The sequence below is a fragment of the Paenibacillus faecis genome, from assembly GCF_008084145.1.
GTDB lineage: Bacteria > Bacillota > Bacilli > Paenibacillales > Paenibacillaceae > Fontibacillus > Fontibacillus faecis.
In genome coordinates this window covers 1,205,445-1,221,173 of the sequence record NZ_VSDO01000002.1, presented here as the reverse complement: position 1 = coordinate 1,221,173, position 15,729 = coordinate 1,205,445, and the positions used below count along the sequence as shown (strand labels likewise).

Annotated in this window: 15 protein-coding genes and 1 pseudogene; 5 read left to right on the top strand and 11 right to left on the bottom strand. The window is 53.6% G+C overall.

What is annotated here, in order from left to right:
* Nucleotides 1-86: 86 nt before the first annotated feature.
* The gene (locus FRY98_RS13485; protein ID WP_148452529.1) at nt 87-1,013 is read left to right on the top strand and encodes an L-lactate dehydrogenase; all 927 of its coding nucleotides are present in this window, start codon (nt 87-89) and stop codon (nt 1,011-1,013) included.
* A gap of 80 nt (nt 1,014-1,093) precedes the next feature.
* Here the strand turns inward: FRY98_RS13485 and FRY98_RS13480 are convergent, their stop codons facing one another.
* Together FRY98_RS13480 and FRY98_RS13475 are read right to left on the bottom strand one after the other, a co-directional pair.
* Nucleotides 1,094-2,653: a 2-isopropylmalate synthase gene (locus FRY98_RS13480; RefSeq protein ID WP_148452527.1), complete on the bottom strand. Its 1,560-nt coding sequence runs from the start codon at nt 2,651-2,653 to the stop codon at nt 1,094-1,096.
* A 781-nt stretch (nt 2,654-3,434) separates the two neighbouring features.
* Nucleotides 3,435-4,671 (bottom strand): annotated as a pseudogene (locus tag FRY98_RS13475) (MFS transporter).
* A gap of 149 nt (nt 4,672-4,820) precedes the next feature.
* Here FRY98_RS13475 and FRY98_RS13470 point away from each other — a divergent pair.
* From FRY98_RS13470 to xerS, 3 genes are all read left to right on the top strand, one after another.
* Nucleotides 4,821-5,231 carry a MarR family winged helix-turn-helix transcriptional regulator gene (locus FRY98_RS13470; protein ID WP_148452525.1) on the top strand — a complete coding sequence of 137 codons (411 nt, stop codon included), beginning with the start codon at nt 4,821-4,823 and terminating at the stop codon, nt 5,229-5,231.
* A gap of 211 nt (nt 5,232-5,442) precedes the next feature.
* Nucleotides 5,443-6,105 (top strand): spermine/spermidine synthase domain-containing protein, encoded by a 663-nt coding sequence (locus tag FRY98_RS13465; RefSeq protein ID WP_148452523.1) that lies wholly within the window; start codon nt 5,443-5,445, stop codon nt 6,103-6,105.
* Nucleotides 6,106-6,145: 40 nt separating this feature from the next.
* Nucleotides 6,146-7,240 (top strand): tyrosine recombinase XerS, encoded by a 1,095-nt coding sequence (xerS, locus tag FRY98_RS13460; protein ID WP_148452521.1) that lies wholly within the window; start codon nt 6,146-6,148, stop codon nt 7,238-7,240.
* Nucleotides 7,241-7,296: 56 nt separating this feature from the next.
* Here xerS and mobB read toward each other — a convergent pair whose 3' ends face one another.
* The 5 genes from mobB to FRY98_RS13435 are packed head-to-tail and all read right to left on the bottom strand — an operon-like array spanning nt 7,297 to nt 11,131.
* On the bottom strand, nt 7,297-7,848 hold the full coding sequence (gene mobB / locus FRY98_RS13455) for a molybdopterin-guanine dinucleotide biosynthesis protein B (RefSeq protein WP_249043403.1): 552 nt from the start codon (nt 7,846-7,848) through the stop codon (nt 7,297-7,299).
* A complete protein-coding gene (locus FRY98_RS13450) occupies nt 7,845-9,116 on the bottom strand; it encodes a molybdopterin molybdotransferase MoeA (RefSeq protein WP_148452519.1) in 1,272 nt (423 codons plus the stop codon). Before FRY98_RS13450 ends, mobB begins: the two co-directional genes overlap by 4 nt.
* On the bottom strand, nt 9,104-9,469 hold the full coding sequence (gene lpdD, locus FRY98_RS13445) for a prenylated flavin chaperone LpdD (RefSeq protein WP_148452517.1): 366 nt from the start codon (nt 9,467-9,469) through the stop codon (nt 9,104-9,106). The genes FRY98_RS13450 and lpdD overlap by 13 nt, the downstream gene beginning before the upstream one ends.
* 37 nt (nt 9,470-9,506) lie before the next feature.
* Complete coding sequence (locus FRY98_RS13440; protein ID WP_148452515.1) at nt 9,507-10,439, bottom strand: dihydroorotate dehydrogenase; 933 nt, start codon at nt 10,437-10,439, stop codon at nt 9,507-9,509.
* A complete protein-coding gene (locus FRY98_RS13435) occupies nt 10,436-11,131 on the bottom strand; it encodes a dihydroorotate dehydrogenase electron transfer subunit (RefSeq protein WP_148452513.1) in 696 nt (231 codons plus the stop codon). Before FRY98_RS13435 ends, FRY98_RS13440 begins: the two co-directional genes overlap by 4 nt.
* Before the next feature lie 161 nt (nt 11,132-11,292).
* On the opposite strand from FRY98_RS13435, the gene FRY98_RS13430 reads away from it, so the two are divergent.
* Nucleotides 11,293-12,129: a polysaccharide deacetylase family protein gene (locus tag FRY98_RS13430; RefSeq protein ID WP_148452511.1), complete on the top strand. Its 837-nt coding sequence runs from the start codon at nt 11,293-11,295 to the stop codon at nt 12,127-12,129.
* A 57-nt stretch (nt 12,130-12,186) separates the two neighbouring features.
* On the opposite strand, the gene FRY98_RS13425 is transcribed toward FRY98_RS13430, so the two are convergent.
* The 4 genes from FRY98_RS13425 to FRY98_RS13410 all read right to left on the bottom strand — a co-directional run bounded on the left by FRY98_RS13425 (nt 12,187) and on the right by FRY98_RS13410 (nt 15,428).
* Nucleotides 12,187-12,888, bottom strand: a complete 702-nt coding sequence (locus FRY98_RS13425; protein ID WP_148452509.1) for a 3D domain-containing protein — start codon at nt 12,886-12,888, stop codon at nt 12,187-12,189.
* A gap of 231 nt (nt 12,889-13,119) precedes the next feature.
* A complete protein-coding gene (locus FRY98_RS13420) occupies nt 13,120-13,842 on the bottom strand; it encodes an amino acid ABC transporter ATP-binding protein (protein WP_148452507.1) in 723 nt (240 codons plus the stop codon).
* A complete protein-coding gene (locus FRY98_RS13415) occupies nt 13,829-14,491 on the bottom strand; it encodes an amino acid ABC transporter permease (RefSeq protein WP_148452505.1) in 663 nt (220 codons plus the stop codon). Before FRY98_RS13415 ends, FRY98_RS13420 begins: the two co-directional genes overlap by 14 nt.
* A 91-nt stretch (nt 14,492-14,582) precedes the next feature.
* Nucleotides 14,583-15,428 (bottom strand): transporter substrate-binding domain-containing protein, encoded by an 846-nt coding sequence (locus tag FRY98_RS13410; protein WP_148452503.1) that lies wholly within the window; start codon nt 15,426-15,428, stop codon nt 14,583-14,585.
* Between the last annotated feature and the right edge of the window lie 301 nt (nt 15,429-15,729).

Genomic DNA, 15,729 nt, shown 5'->3' with positions numbered 1-15,729 from the left:
TGCTGGCCCTCCGGACCTGCTGATTAAGGCAGACGTGTTCTACACAATCTAAAGCTTGGACAATATGATTTTAGGGAGATGAATCAATGAAAACTCAACTTCGTTCCAGTAGGGTGGTAATTATTGGGACAGGCGCGGTTGGCGCTACTACCGCCTACACTCTTTTGCTTCGCGAAAGAGTTTCCGAACTCGTCCTGATCGACGCAAATAAAGATAAGGCGCTGGGTGAAGCGCTGGACATGAATCACGGGCTTCCGTTCACCGGAGGGGTTAAGCTCTGGGCCGGCGACTATAGTGATTGCGCGGATGCCGATGTGATTGTGATTGCCGCCGGAGCTTCGCAACGCCCGGGTGAAACGCGGATCGATCTCCTCAAAAGAAATGCGGGAATCTTTGACACGATCATTCAGAACATCGTTAAATACAACGATCACGGGATTATTTTGGTGGCCACGAACCCGGTGGACATTTTGTCTTATGTTTCCTTGAAAAAGAGCGGATTCCCTTCCAATCGCGTCATCGGGTCCGGGACTCTGCTTGACAGCGCCCGTTTCCGTTATTTGATCGGACAGAATAAAGGAATCAACCCGCGCAGCATCCATGCGCATATCGTGGGCGAGCACGGCGATTCCGAAGTTCCGTTGTGGAGTCTGGCCAATGTGGCCGGGATCGATCTGGAATTCTCCGATGAGGATCGTGAAGAAATTTTTAACAGCACCAAAAACGCCGCTTATGAGATCATCAACGCCAAGGGGGCGACATCTTACGCCATCGCTTTGGCCCTGGACCGGATTATCGTTTCCATTCTGCAAAACGAAGGCTCCGTCCTCAATGTTTCTACGCTGCTTCAAGATTACAACGGGGTATCCGATGTTTATCTCGGCGTACCGAGCATCGTCGACCGCACCGGCGTACGGGAAGTGTTGGATCTCAAGTTGACCGGCCAAGAACTCGAGAAATTCCAGGCTTCCGCCAACAAGCTGAAATCGGAAATCTCCAAGCTGGAGCTGTAATTCGGAACAAAAACAAAATCCCCCGCAGACAGATGCCGCTGTCCCGGGGGATTTTAGTTTGGCTTTGGGTACTGCGCGGATTAGTAGATTACGATATTTCCGTCCCGCTCTTGCCCCGATTCTTGCTTCGTAAGCTTCCGCCCCGCCATGCGGTTGATCGCTTCAAGGTAGGCTTTGGCGCTGGCTTCCACAATATCCGTACTGATCCCCCGGCCGGAGAAAGTTTCCCCTGCCGCCTTGATTACGACATGCACTTCGGCCTGCGCATCCGTCCCCGGTGTCACGGATTGGATCCGGTAGTCTTCCAATTCCGCTTCCCACCCCGTAGCTTTGGCCAGGGCGCGATATACGGCGTCCACCGATCCGTTGCCAACGGCGGCCTCGTCGGCGAAAGTTCCATCCTGCTTCAGAACACGGACCGACGCGGTCGGCAGCGAGCGGTTCCCGTAAATGACCTGAAGACTTTCCAGGGAAAAAAGCTTCGTTTCGTTCGCGATATTCTCATCCATAAGCGCGCGGATATCCTCGGACAGGATGTGCTTCTTTCGGTCGGCCAATGCTTTGAACTTGGCGAAAGCGATGTTCAACTGCTCCTCATTCGGGGAATAGCCGAGATCCGCCAGTTTTTCCTTAAACGCGTGCCGTCCCGAGTGCTTGCCGAGCACCAGTTTGCTGGAGCTGGCCCCGATCGTTTCGGGCGAGATGATTTCGTATGTGCCGCGGTGCTTGAGCATCCCGTCCTGATGGATGCCCGATTCATGGGCGAAGGCGTTGGCTCCCACGATCGCTTTATTTCCGGGAACGCTCATTCCGGTATATTTGCTGACCAGCCGGCTCGTATTGTAAATCTCGCTCAGTACGATGCCGGTTTGGGCCCCGTAAAAATCGCTGCGTGTCTCGAGCGCCATAATCACTTCCTCCAGGCAAGTATTTCCGGCTCTCTCCCCGATCCCGTTTATCGTCCCCTCAAATTGGTCGATCCCATTAGCTATCGCCGCGAGCGTGTTAGCGGTAGCCATGCCCAAATCGTCATGGCAGTGCGTGCTGAGCTGTATTTTCTCTATTCCCGGAACGGTCGATTTGATGGTCCTGAACATGGCTCCGAATTGATCTGGAGTCGCGAACCCGACCGTGTCCGGCAGGTTGACGACCGTCGCTCCGGCGGAAATCGCCGTTGCCGTTACCTTGCACAGAAACTCGATTTCGGTTCGGCTGGCATCCTCGGCGGAGAACTCCACCTTGTCGAAAAATTTCCGGCCGTATCGGATCGCGGCCTCCGCCGTCTCCAATACTTTGTCCTGACTCATCCGGAGTTTGTACTCCCGGTGAATCGGCGAAGTGGCGAGAACCAGATGCAGGCAAGGATCCTCCGCTTCTTTCAACGCCTCCACGGCCGCATCGATATCCTTCATGTGGCAGCGTGCCAAACTGAGCAGCGTCGCGCGCTTCACCCGCTTCGCGACTTCCCGGATGCTCTGCAGATCGCCGGGCGATGTAGCGGCAAACCCCGCCTCGATCCGGTCGATACCGAGCCGCTCCAGTTGAAGGGCGATCTCCACCTTCTCTTCCGTCGTCAGGCTGACTCCCGGAGATTGCTCCCCGTCCCGCAGCGTTGTGTCAAATACGTAAATTTTCCTCATGCTCTTTTCCCACCTTTTCATAAAATTAAAAAAAACCTCCTTCGTTCCCCGCCAAGCCGATATGGCTTAGCAGGGGCGAAAAAAGGTTCATTTTCACGGTACCACCCTGATTTTGCCTCCGGTGTCCCCACCGTAGGCCTCAGCGGAAAACGCAGGAGTTCAAAACGCCGGCGCTTCCTTGTATGATAACGGGTACAAACCGGCGTTCCCTAGGCAGCGCGCGGAAGGCAGACGAACTGTCGGATCGTTCCAACCACCGCGGTCTGATTCGAAAAACACGGCTCCAAGGCGAGTCGGTCACGGGATTAAGGCGGCGATTTCAGCATGCTCGCTGCTCTCTGGACATAAGCGCCCGTAAGACCTTGCTCCTTTTCACAGCCATTGTTCATATAAAACTAAAAAACCCCTCTCATCCCGTACGTATCAACGTACAATGGGACGAAAGGGGTTGTTCTTCCGTGGTACCACCCAAATTCACCGTGCGTCCGGTTGAAGCGAAAGCACAGTCTCGACGCCAAACGTTATCTTGATCGCTTGGCGAGCATGTTAACGGGTGCTAATCCCGGTTGTCCTTATGAATGATGTTCGGGACAACGGCTCCAAGGCGAGTCGGCACTCGGGATTAAGACGGCGATTTCAGCATGTTCGCCGTTCTCTGGACATAAGAGCCCGTATGGCCTGCTCCTTTTCATTGCCTTTCAATCTGAAACTTGGTGTTATTATATGCCAATATTTAAAAATTAGTCAAATCTTTTTTTGGATTCGTTATTAGCCGGGGTTATTAGTGTCCGGCTCCAACCTCATCCACATGGCTTACATGACGGCGATTGGCAAGAATTAAAATGACGGAGAGCAGTACGAATCCGGCTCCCACTATAAAAGGAATATGCGGGTTATACCATTCGGCCAGCTTACCCGCCAAGAACGGGGCGATCGCGCCGCCAAGAAAACGCAAAAAACTATAGGCGGCAGAGGCCGTCGATCTCTCCACCGGCGAAGCGTTCATCACGCCCGCGGTAATCAAGGTGTTGTTGTTCCCGAGCAGGGCTCCGGCAAAGATCACGCAGGCGATGACAACCCATCGGGTATCGGTCCAAATCCCCATGGCCAGCAGGGTTAGCGCAAACAGAAACAGCATAAGTCCCATCGAGCGGACGGTTCCGAATCTGCGCTGCAGCCGTGGGGCCATGAATACGGAAGTGAAAGCCAAGAGAACACCCCAGCCCAGAAATACGTAACCCAACCCGTGCTCGTCCAATCCCATTACAAATGGAGCATAGGCCATCAATGTAAAGAAACCGAAATTATATAAGCAGGCGGTGAGGCCGAATATGACCAACGGACGGTGTTTTAAGGCGCGAAACGGCTCCAAAGGCGAGGTTCGGGATGTTCCTTTGGGGGCCGTATCCGATTTGGGCATTAGCGTAACCAGGCCGATAAAGGCGATGATCATCAATGAAGCTACGCCCAAAAAAAGGACCTCTCCAAGTGATGGCGCCCAGCCATCCGCCGAGCAGCGGACCGACGGAAATACCCAGACCCACGGCTGCTTCATATAAGATGACCGCCTGTGTCGTCCCGGTTTTGGACAAGGACACGATGGCCGAAAGCGCCGTGGCTACGAACAGGGCGTTACCCAGCCCCCATCCGCCTCTAAGACCGATAATGGTCCAGATTTGATCGGACAAGCCGCCGAGTGCGGCGAATATCGCGATCACGATAATGCCGGCGAGGAGCGTCCGCTTCATACCGAGCCTGGAAGAAAGCGTCCCCGTAATCAGCATCGCAACCGCCATGACGGCGTTATAGCTTGTGAACAGCAGCGTTACCTGACTCTGAGACGCGTGCAGGTTTTCCGCGATCGCAGGCAATATCGGGTCCACCAGCCCGATTCCCATGAAGGCGATGATTCCGGCAAAAAACACGGCCCATACGGCACGCGGTTGATTCAAAATTCCGTTCTTCTCACGGAGTGAACTCGATCCCGGATTCGGTTCCGTGTATACTTGATTTGTCATGTTTTTCTCTCCTTACTTACTGAACGAAATGAATCCTAATTTTCGTTCCGAATTATTTAGTTGTATAATGAAAGTACATTATTGTATTATACAACTACATGAACTAGTGTCAATATTTTTTAAAATTTAAGTGAATTGGGGTATTTATCATGAACGAACAAGCTTTAGAAACCATCGAGGTTGAGCTTGCCATCTTGTATCGGCGAATAACAAACCGGAAACACGGAAATTTGGACCGATCCGCTTATTTGCTGCTTCATCAAATTCATGCCAACGGCGCCGCCGGCGTCAAGGCCCTCGCCGACGAGTTCCGGCTGGACGTCTCCACCGTAAGCAGGCAAACCGCGGCTTTGGAGAAAAAAGGGTACGTTATCCGGATTCCCGACCCGGCGGACGGGCGCGCTTATTCTCTGCAAATCTCCGAACTGGGCAAACAGGAACTGGCCGCCTCCAAAAAGTCCCGCACCGAACGCATCGACCGTCTGATCCGGGATTGGTCTGAGGAAGAGAAGGAAATTTTCGGCCGACTTCTTGCCAAGCTGAATCGGACGTTTGACTGATTTGCCCTTTTTCCTTGAGTTTTTGGGATAGGCAAAGATGCATGGTGGATTTTTAGGTTTGTGGCAAGGGATGTGTTTGTTGGTTTCTATTGTGAATTTTTCATATGTTGTAATTTTAATAATAATTGCATTTATTTGACAACCTCGCTGTTGTCCTCTATATTCGAGTTGAATGAATCATGCGGAAATATCGGTTGACGGAGGTGTTTTCATGAACGACTATGATGTTCCTGTCGAGGTCATCGAACGGGCCGAAACGCTGTGCGGAGAGATCCAGCTTCAGCGGCGGGGGAAGCATTTCGAGGTGATCAGCAATGGAACCTTCCTGATGGCCACGTACAACGGAGAGTCGGAAAGGCTATTGGTTCGAAGCGCCCTGAACCATGCCAAATCCTGCGAGTCCGTTCTCATCGGCGGCTTGGGCGTGGGATTTTCCCTGCAGGAGGCCTTGAAGCATGAGCGTGTTCGGACGGTGACCGTTGTGGAAATTGAACAGAAGGTCATTGAGTGGAACCGTTCCGTTCTCGCCCCGGTGTCCGGCCATGCCCTGTCCCACCCGAAAACCAGGCTGATTCACGACGATTTGGTCAAATGGCTCTTCCAAACGGATGAAACATTCGATCTGATCTGTCTGGATATCGACAATGGTCCGGATTGGAAAGTTTTTGACGCTAACGGAACGTTATACGATGATACCGGGTTGGCCCGGCTTCGGAGCCGGCTCAAACCGGGGGGATGTCTGACATTTTGGAGCGCTACGCCTTCTCCGGAGTTCGTCGTCCGGCTGGAGCGTTTTTACGGGAATGTCCAAACTTTTGAGGTGCCGCAGCAAAGCGGAGTCCCCGATTACATATTTCTGATTCAAAACGGATGATGAGCTGCCGGACGGATGAACGGTTTCATGGAGGTGTAACATGATGATTCAAAAAACGATCGACCGGAAAAAACTCGACGAACGGGTCGTGCACATGCCCTGGTTCGTTCAACAATTTATCGACTACAAGCTGCCGGACCTCTCCCCCTCTACCCTTCTGGAATATGTTCGCGATTACGAGCAGTTCTTCAATTGGCTCCGGGCCGAGGGGCTTTCGGAAGCGGGCGGCAACGCGGAAGTTACGCTGTTGGAGCTGGAACGCCTGAGGATGGAGAGCATTGTCGGCTACCGGATTCACCTGACGACCCGGACCGAAGGGACCAACGCCAGGATCACCGTTTCCCGGAAGATGTCTTCCCTCCGTTCGCTGTTCCATTACTTGAGCCAAATCGCCGAGGATGAGAACTTCTATCCCCTGCTGAAGCGAAATATCATGGCGAAGGTGGAAATCAAACGAATTCACAAACCCAAGGACACCGCCGCCAAGTTAAAGGGGAAAATTCTGGAGGAAGACGAGCTGCTGGAGTTCATCGGCTATATCGCGGAAGGATACGGAGCGGACATTCAAAACAACAAGCAGGCGCTGCACAGCTACGAGCAGAACAAGGAACGCGACGCTTGCATCGCCAGTCTGATCCTTAATTCGGGACTGCGGGTTTCGGAGGTGGTCAACCTGAACCTCGACGATCTCGATCTTGCGAACAAGCTGCTTTACGTATACCGTAAAGGGAACAACGACGAAACATTCAAAACTCCCGTCTATTTCCGCGAGCAGTCCAAGGACGATCTGACTCACTATCTGACGCTCCGACAAACCCGGTACAAGACGCCGAAACGGGAAAAAGCCCTCTTCGTCACGATCCCGAACGGGCAGAAAGAAGGCAAACGGATGACGAAGCGGGCGATACAAGCGATGATCATCAAATACGCCAAGCGATTCGGCAAGCCTTATTTGACGGTTCACAAGCTGCGCCATTCTTTTGCCACGGACTATTATCTGCAGAACGACATTTACAAAACAAAAGAACAGCTCGGGCATGCTTCAACGGAGACGACCGAGGTTTACGCCCATCTGACCGACAAAACGATGTCCGAAGCGATCGAACGCCGCAACGAGGCCTCTACCGGTTTGTGAAGAACGGCGCCGATGCAACAAAAGGTGGTCCAAGAATGCTCTTGGCCCACCTTTTGTTATTCCGCGGGATTTCCCTCGTAGGTTTCGATAAACCGGACTATCTCCTCTACGTTCTCCGCATGAAACACCGGTATATCGTATTTCCGGCGAATGCGAGTCATCACGATGCTGTCCGGTTCCCCCGCAAGACCGCCGGATCGACTCTCGGCCGGACGAAAAACGACGCCGATCACTTGGGTGAGCGAATCCAGCAGACCGAGGTCCTCCTCTATATCGCGAACGAGCAGCAGCTTGGGGTACGGCTCTCGTTTAAAACCCTCGATTACGATCAGATCATAATGATGGAACCGCTCGATCAACGCGGTCAGCGGAGTCTCCCTCTCCTCGACGACGGCGGTCCGCCAGGGGGACGTGATCGCGGTTGCCTCCGCACCGGAGGTGCGAAAGGCATGGGTGTCGGTGCCCGGCATATCGCCTTCAAAGCCGTGAACATCATGTTTGATGACCGCCGCGCGAATCCCCTTCTCCCGCAGCAGCGGCAGCAGCCGGCTGATCAGCGTGGTCTTTCCGCTGTTTTTGTAACCGGCGACCTGGAGGACGGGGATCATCGCGCCCCCGGCAGACGCAGCACGCTAACCGTTTCTCCGGCCTGAACGCCTCTGCTGGACGGGGGAATGACGATCAAGCAATCACTGTCTTTGATCGTGATCATCACGCTGGATTCATCCAGCGCAGCGGGATAAGCGAACAGACGCCCGTCCCGAACTTCGAGCCGTCCCCGCACAAAACGGGTAAAGTTGTTGACCTTCGTGTAGTCCCGTCCCAATTCCGCCTCCCATTCGGGAAGAAACGGCTGGTCGGTGCCGAGCATCCGGCCGATTACGGGCCGAACGAACAACTCGAAGCCGACGAAACAGGCCCCCGGGTTGCCCGACAAGGCGAACAAATGCTTGCCTTCCTTAATTGCGGCGGTCGTCACACTTCCCGGACGCATCATCACCTTATTGAACAGCATTTCAACGTCATCGCCCCGGACCAAGTCGGCCATAATGTCAAAATCGCCGACCGAAACCCCGCCGGTCGTGATTACAAGATCGTATAAGGCGAACGCCTCCTGTACTTTCAGCCGGGCCGTCGCCAAATCATCGGCGATCGCTTCCAGGATATGCGGCTCTCCGCCTGCTTCCCGGACCTGGGTCGCCAGCATATACGTATTGCTGTTGCGGATTCGGCCGTCCTGCAGCGGTTCGTCGATCCCGAGCAGCTCCGAGCCCGTGGAGAAGATCGCTACGCGCGGACGCTTTGCCACCGGGACGCGGTACACCCCGAAGGTGGCCAGCACCGAAATCTCCCCCGCCGAAATGCGCCGTCCCCGCGCAAGAATCAGATCCCCGGCCGCCAGTTCCAGCCCCACCGGGGTGACATTGCTACCCGGCGCGATTTCCCGTTTCAGCATGATAAAGTCCTTCCCTTGGTCGGCCCCGGACTCCGTCATTTCAAACATGACGACGGCGTCGGCCTCATCCGGCACTTTGGCCCCGGTCATAATCCGGGCCGCCGTCCCGGGCACGAGCGATACGGAGGGGAGACTTCCGCAAGGGATTTCATCGACCACTTCCAGATACACGGGCCTCTCCGAGGTGCAGCCAACCGTATCCCCGCTGCGGATCGCAAAGCCGTCCATTCCCGACCTGCGAAAGTGCGGATAAGGATGCGGAGCAGAAATATCTTCGGCGAGTACCCGGCCCTGCGCGTCGGGCAGCGGCACCCACTCGGTTTCCGCGGTCTTGGCGAAAGCCAAAACCTTCTCCTGCCCCTCTTGAACCGAGATCGCCCGGCGCCGGAACTTATCTTCTCTCTCGCTTAATGCTGACATGGATTAATGCCCCCTTCCTTATGGTGTCGCGCGCTACTTATAAACTCATCCATCAATTCTTCCGTTCGCTGAGTGATTCGTCCGATTTCCTCGCGGGTCAGCCCGTCATAATGAATGCCCATCACAAGGGTTACCGTACGCGATAACTCGGCCGCAGCGCGCTTGGCAAGGCTTTCCGTCAGGACGTGCTCTTTGTGGCCCGGGACGGCCGAAGTCTGTACCTCGGCCCCTCCGGCGGCCGGATAGGCGGTGGAAGCCGCGCCGATATGGGCCTCCCCTCCAGTGATCATGATCAGGAGGTCTCGTCCCATCGGCACGCTCTCCAACCGAATATCCGCAAAATTGTAATTCATCCGCGAAGCTCCCTTCATCAACATACCTGGCTCTATTTTATAGGATTCCGCGGATTTCGTCCAAAGAAGAGATACCTTCTTCTCGCATCAACCGTTCCAGGTCCTCGATCAGCTCGACTCCGGCGCGCGGGTTCACGAAATTATGGGTCCCCACCTGAATCGTCTCCGCCCCGGCCATTATGAATTCCAAAATATCTTCCGCGCTGCTGATGCCGCCCATTCCCATTATCGGAATGCTCACGGCCCGGCTGACCTGATGGACCATGCGGAGCGCGATGGGCTTGATCGCCGGGCCGGACAGCCCGGCATACAAATTTTCAAAAACACTGCGGCGCTTCCGGATATCGATCTTCATCGCCGAGAACGTATTGACGAGGGAAACGCCGTCCGCCCCTTCCTCCTCGCACATTTCCGCCATCTCTACGATATTCTCCGCGTTCGGCGACAGCTTGACCACCAGCGGCAACGACGTGGCGGCCCGGATTTCCCTCACGACTTCCCTTGCGGTTTCCGTATGGATTCCATAAGCCATTCCCCCGGCCTTCACATTGGGACAAGAGATGTTGAGCTCAATCATATCAAAAGCCGTTCGCTGCTCCTGTGCGCGCTCCCAGGCCGCTTCCTGAAGCAGCCTGGCCCCCTCCACATAGTCCTGGATCGTGTTCCCGCCCAAATTGACGATGCGCACGAGATCCAGCTTTTCCCATCGAGGACATTCGTCTCTCAAAAACGCGGGGATCCCCGGATTTTCCAAGCCTACGCTGTTCAGTATGCCGGACGGCGTCTCATAGACGCGCAGCCCGCTGTTGCCCGGTTTGGGTTGAAGCGTCAACCCTTTTCCCGAAATTCCGCCCAACCGGCTCAGTTCATAGAAGGCGCCGTACTCGCTGCCGAACCCGAAGGTTCCCGAAGCCATCACGATCGGGTTTTTAAACGGAAGACCGGCGATTCGGCAAGTGGTATCGATCATGCGAAGACCACCTCCTCCGCACGAAATACCGGACCGTCCGTACACGCTTTCTTTCGTTTGTCCCGGCACTCCACACTGCAGACCAGACATGCGCCAACCCCGCAGGCCATCCGGTTCTCCAGGGATACATAAACGTCGGCTTCCGTTCCCGATGTCCGCTGACGCAGCTGGGCGGCTTTCAGCATGTTATGCGGTCCGCAGACGTAAATCGTGTCATATTCGCCGAAATCGATTTGATCCAAGATGATTCCCCCGACGTCCACAACCACATTCCCCGTCGTTTTGGCGCGAAAATCGTCCACAAGATAGGCCTCCCTGCTAAAACCCAAATACAGATCGGCATCCGTTATCTGCTGCAGGGCGTAGTAAAATGGAGCCGTTCCAATCCCTCCGCCGACCATGGCCGTTTTCCCCGCAGGATCGGGAAATCCGTTGCCAAGCGGACCTTCCAGCTCTACCGAGTCGCCTCGGCGCAGGGCGGAGAAAATCCGTGTCCCCTCTCCGACAACCGCGTACAGAAACTCCACACTTTGCTCCGTCAAGTTAAAAATGCTAAGAGGCCTGGGCAGCAGCGGATACCGCCCCCAGGCTCGCAGCATGTAGAATTGCCCCATTTTTCCTTCAAACCGGCCGCCTACGGTCAAGCGGTAGACTCCGGCGGCAACCTGTTCGTTCGCCAAAACTTCAGGCAAGGCTCTCTCCCCCTTCAAATGCGTCTTTCAATTATCGTGCGCTTCATTTTAAGATGCATTTTTTGAGGCGTCAGAGTCTGTGACATTTGTCACGCTGAATACGGATGGGAATTTTAGGGCATACCAAACTTGACCGATGTTCTGACGAAGGAGGCCTTTTTATGTTCAGAATTATCAAACTGATGGGGGTCGCTTGCGGAATTGCGGCCGTATTGCTGCATGGCTCCCCCGCCGCTGCTTGCGGAGCTCCGAGGCAAGCAGCAGCGGTAGAAACCTTTCAAATGGCGGCCGTGGCTGAGCCTGTTCAGGAGGCTCCCGAATCCGTTGAAACCTCCGCCAAACCGAAGAACCTGGCGGAACTGCGCCGCCAATACTCGGAAACCTTTAAATTTCGCGGACCTAACGTCAAAAAAATCGCTTTGACGTTTGATGATGTTCCCGATCCCCGGTTTACGCCCCGGATTTTGGACATTTTGCACCGCTATGATGTGAAATCGACCTTCTTTGCCGTGGGACACCGGGTTAAGAAATACCCTGATCTGGTCCAGCGAATCCATCGGGAAGGCCACGTTCTCGGTAATCATTCCTTCACTCATCCGCAGTTCCGCAGCCGGTCGGTGAAACAATTTCAACAAGAAATATTACGTACCGAAAAAACACTGAGCGGCATCATCGGCTACCGCCCCAAGCTCCTTCGTCCGCCCTATGGCGAAATCAATGAGGGGCAGGTGAAATGGGCCAAGAAAAACGGGTATACGATCGTCAACTGGAACGTAGATTCTTTGGATTGGAAAGGCATTGACCGCACCAAAGTCAAGGCCAATGTTCTGAATGCCGCAGGCCCCGGATCCATCGTACTGTTTCACGCCGGCGGGGGAACCGGATCCGATTTGACCGGTACGATCGAGGCTCTGCCGGAAATCATTGAAACCCTTAGAGACCGGGGATACCAGTTCGTCACCCTCCCTGAACTGCTCAATCTCCCGAAATACAAATAAACGCAAAAACGAAGAAACAGCGGACCTTATCGGCTTCCGCTGTTTCTTCGTTTTTGCCTATTTTAAAATATATAAAGTAACGTCTTGAAATCCGAACGATTCGACTTCACTAGGTTTGCCGGGGATAAAAATATCGATGCGATTGCCCTTGATCGCTCCGCCTTGATCCGAGGCGGTCGCCACGAAGGCTTTTTTCGGCAGGTTCGCATGAGTGTGTCCCGTCACCAGTACTTTGGTTCCCATCGGGATCACCTTAGGATCGACCGCGATCGTCCCGAGCTGCAGCGGATTCCCGAAATAATCGACCGCTCCCCAGTTTCCGTTCTCTTCAGCCGCAGCCGAATAGGCGCTCGCTTTAACGTCCAGCGTCCTGGAGTAATTAAAGGATTTGCCCCAGGCCTCGACCACTTTATCGCTCTCAGCGATCTTAAGCGTGGGAAGCGCTTGTTCCAAGTTCCCTTTTACACTCATGGAGCTTCCGGTCTGCTGGGATTCAGCCTCACTTCCAGGAATGAGGATCTCCAGGCCCTCATAAATGTTTGTAGCCGAAATCGACGGATTGGCGGCCACCAGTTGGTTCAGATCCACCCCGTATTCCTGGGCAAGCTGATAAAAGGTGTCCCCCTCCTTCGCCTTATGTATGGCGCTCGCTTCCGCCATTCCCGGAGCGGCTTGCAGGGTCCCGGCAAGTCCGATTGCGATGGCGGCGGTTCCGATGATTTTTTTCCATTGAAGCCTATGTCTAAGATATTTATTCATGTTGAAGTCCTCCTTGAACACGCCTGTGGCGATAGTCAACCTGTCATGCCAGGTTTTGGCCCATTCAATATATCACAATTTTGTAACCAAAAGACCAAGCAATTGTTTCCAAGATGTGATAATCCGCGCCATATCGCCGTTTTTTCATGGATGTATTCATGACAAAAAAGTAAAAAAACTGCCCTCCGTTCGTGCGGGAAGGCAGTCTCATGATTTTATATTGTACAAGATTTACAACACTTTGCTCAAGAAATCCTGGGTGCGCTGATGCTTCGGCGCGCCGAACACTTCCTGCGGAGTGCCTTGTTCCACGATCTGTCCCTGGTCCATGAAGATGATCCGGTCGCCCACTTCGCGGGCGAAGCCCATTTCGTGCGTGACGATAACCATGGTCATGCCCTTGTCGGCGAGCTTCTTCATGACGTCCAGCACTTCCCCGACCATTTCCGGATCGAGCGCGGAGGTAGGTTCGTCGAACAGCATGACGTGCGGTTCCATAGCCAGGGCCCGGGCAATAGCTATGCGCTGTTTCTGTCCGCCGGATAGTTGGGAAGGGTACGCATTGAGTTTGTCCTCCAGTCCGACCGTCCGCAGCAGCTCCACCGCCAGCGATACCGCGCGGGCTTTCTCCATCTTCTTCACCCGGATCGGAGCCAATGTAATATTGTCGATGACCGACTTATGCGGGAAGAGATTGAACTGCTGAAACACCATGCCCATCTTTTCACGGGTTTGGTTAATGTTGTGCCCCCTGGCGGTAATGGATTTGCCTTCAAACGTGATTTCGCCTTCGGTCGGCTCCTCCAGCCGGTTCAAACAGCGGAGAAACGTACTTTTGCCGGAGCCGCTCGGCCCGATGACGACGACGACCTCTCCCTGGGAAATTTCAAGATCAATGCCCTTCAAAATATGAAGCTGACCGAATTTTTTATGCAAATTTTTAACGGTGATCACTGGCTTTCAACTTCCTTTCGAACAACCCAAGAATGCGGGAAAGTGTAAATGTCAAAATAAAGTACATCACCGCGACGATCAGATACGGCGTCATTCCGTTATAGGTAATTCCCACAACGGCGCCGGATTGGAACATCAGCTCCGTAATCCCGATAAACGATACGATCGAGGACTCCTTGATGATGGTGACGAACTCGTTCCCAATCGCGGGAAGTACCGATTTGATCGCCTGCGGGATGATGATGAAGCGCATCGACATCCCCCGGGTCATCCCCAAAGAACGCGCCGCCTCCCCCTGTCCCCGGTCCACGCCCTGGATCCCGGCCCGGAAAATCTCGGCCAGATAAGCGGAACTGTTGATGGACAGCGTAATCGCTCCCGACTGGATCGGAGAAAAATTCAAGTCGAACGCGTTGGCAAAGCCGTAATGGATAATAAAAAGTTGGACAAGCATCGGTGTGCCGCGCAAAAACTCAACCCAGGCATGCCCGATAAACCGGAGAATCCCCCAAGGGGCCATCCGCAAAAGCGTGATGATAAGGCCTAATATAAATCCGAACAGAACGCCGAGAGCCGCTAGCAGCAGGGTATATTGCAACCCGGTAAAGAAATAGCTGCGGTACTCCCAAAATATTGTGAAAAACTCCATGTTCCAATCATTCCTCCTATTTTACCTCAATCCTTCACAAAAAAACAGAAAATAGCGAAGGGATCCGCTATTTTCTGCATTCGATCCGCGCTTACTTCTTCTCGGCGAGCGCGCTTGCTTCGGCCACGAACTTGTCGATCGAACCGTCTTTGATCAGCCGGTCCAGCGTCGCGTTCACCTGGTCAAGCATTTCCTTGTTGCCCTTTTTGACACCGATAACGTAGCCTTCGTCATCCGTTACAGGCTTGGCATCCGTAATGCTGATGCCTTCGACGTTTTTGACAAAGGAGCCGGCGACCGGACCTTCAAGGATGGCGACGTCCACCCGTCCCGATTTGAGCTGCATGACGATATCGGAAATTTTGTTCAGAGAAGTCAACTTGGCGCCCGGCACGGTCTTCGCGATTCCTTCCTGGATCGAGCTCTTTTGCACCCCGATCTTCGTCCCTTCCAGGGATTCCATCGTAGCGTACTTATCTTTGTTCTCCGTCAAAGAGACGACCGATTGTTCCGCTTTGTAATAAATCTGCGACAAATCGACTTGTTTGGCACGCTCCGGAGTCGGGCTGAGGCCGGAAATGACCAGATCAACGCGGCCGCTTTCCAGTTCATTGAGCAGGGAGTCGAAAATCATGTCTTTGATTTCCAGCTCGGCTCCAAGGTCTTTGGCGATCTCTTTGGCGATGTCTACATCGAAACCGACGATTTCGTCCTCCCCTTTTTCGTTCTTGATATGAAACTCATAAGGAGGGAAATCCGCGCTCATCCCTATGATCAGCTTTTTGGCATTTCCGGTGTCCGCGGTTCCCTGATTGGCTTCCGCCGCGTTGCCTTGTTTTGCGGGCGCATTCCCCGTCCCGGCGTTCTTATTCTGTCCGCATGCGGCAAGTACGCTCACCATCATGAGTGCTACAATTAAAATACCCCATTTTCTCATCTGTCTCTCTCCCGTCGGTAAAATAAATGTTTCATCGAATCGTTTCAATGGGCTAATTATAAATCAATATGTATATATATGCAAAGCTAATTTTGTCCTTTTCATGAATGTTTCAAGAAAAACCGCATAAAATAAGGGATTTTCGTTTCAATTATGTAACATCGGTCAATTTATCCAGGCATTATCCTTAGGATCATGTCGCCCCATCTAAATTAATATGACTCATCCGCATCAAAAATATACCGCCGCATTCACCGATTGCCTCCTCCATTCATACAAGGGTAAAGGTTGGGAATAATGG

Excerpts from the sequence above, each read along its gene's own strand:
- FRY98_RS13410 (WP_148452503.1), bottom strand. The coding sequence starts at position 15,428 with ATGAGAAAATGGGGTATTTTAATTGTAGCACTCATGATGGTGAGCGTA.
- FRY98_RS13440 (WP_148452515.1), bottom strand. The coding sequence starts at position 10,439 with ATGATCGATACCACTTGCCGAATCGCCGGTCTTCCGTTTAAAAACCCG.
- FRY98_RS13415 (WP_148452505.1), bottom strand. The coding sequence starts at position 14,491 with ATGGAGTTTTTCACAATATTTTGGGAGTACCGCAGCTATTTCTTTACC.
- FRY98_RS13470 (WP_148452525.1), top strand. The coding sequence starts at position 4,821 with ATGAACGAACAAGCTTTAGAAACCATCGAGGTTGAGCTTGCCATCTTG.
- FRY98_RS13465 (WP_148452523.1), top strand. The coding sequence starts at position 5,443 with ATGAACGACTATGATGTTCCTGTCGAGGTCATCGAACGGGCCGAAACG.
- mobB (WP_249043403.1), bottom strand. The coding sequence starts at position 7,848 with ATGATCCCCGTCCTCCAGGTCGCCGGTTACAAAAACAGCGGAAAGACC.
- FRY98_RS13485 (WP_148452529.1), top strand. The coding sequence starts at position 87 with ATGAAAACTCAACTTCGTTCCAGTAGGGTGGTAATTATTGGGACAGGC.
- FRY98_RS13430 (WP_148452511.1), top strand. The coding sequence starts at position 11,293 with ATGTTCAGAATTATCAAACTGATGGGGGTCGCTTGCGGAATTGCGGCC.
- xerS (WP_148452521.1), top strand. The coding sequence starts at position 6,146 with ATGATGATTCAAAAAACGATCGACCGGAAAAAACTCGACGAACGGGTC.
- FRY98_RS13425 (WP_148452509.1), bottom strand. The coding sequence starts at position 12,888 with ATGAATAAATATCTTAGACATAGGCTTCAATGGAAAAAAATCATCGGA.
- lpdD (WP_148452517.1), bottom strand. The coding sequence starts at position 9,469 with ATGAATTACAATTTTGCGGATATTCGGTTGGAGAGCGTGCCGATGGGA.
- FRY98_RS13480 (WP_148452527.1), bottom strand. The coding sequence starts at position 2,653 with ATGAGGAAAATTTACGTATTTGACACAACGCTGCGGGACGGGGAGCAA.
- FRY98_RS13450 (WP_148452519.1), bottom strand. The coding sequence starts at position 9,116 with ATGTCAGCATTAAGCGAGAGAGAAGATAAGTTCCGGCGCCGGGCGATC.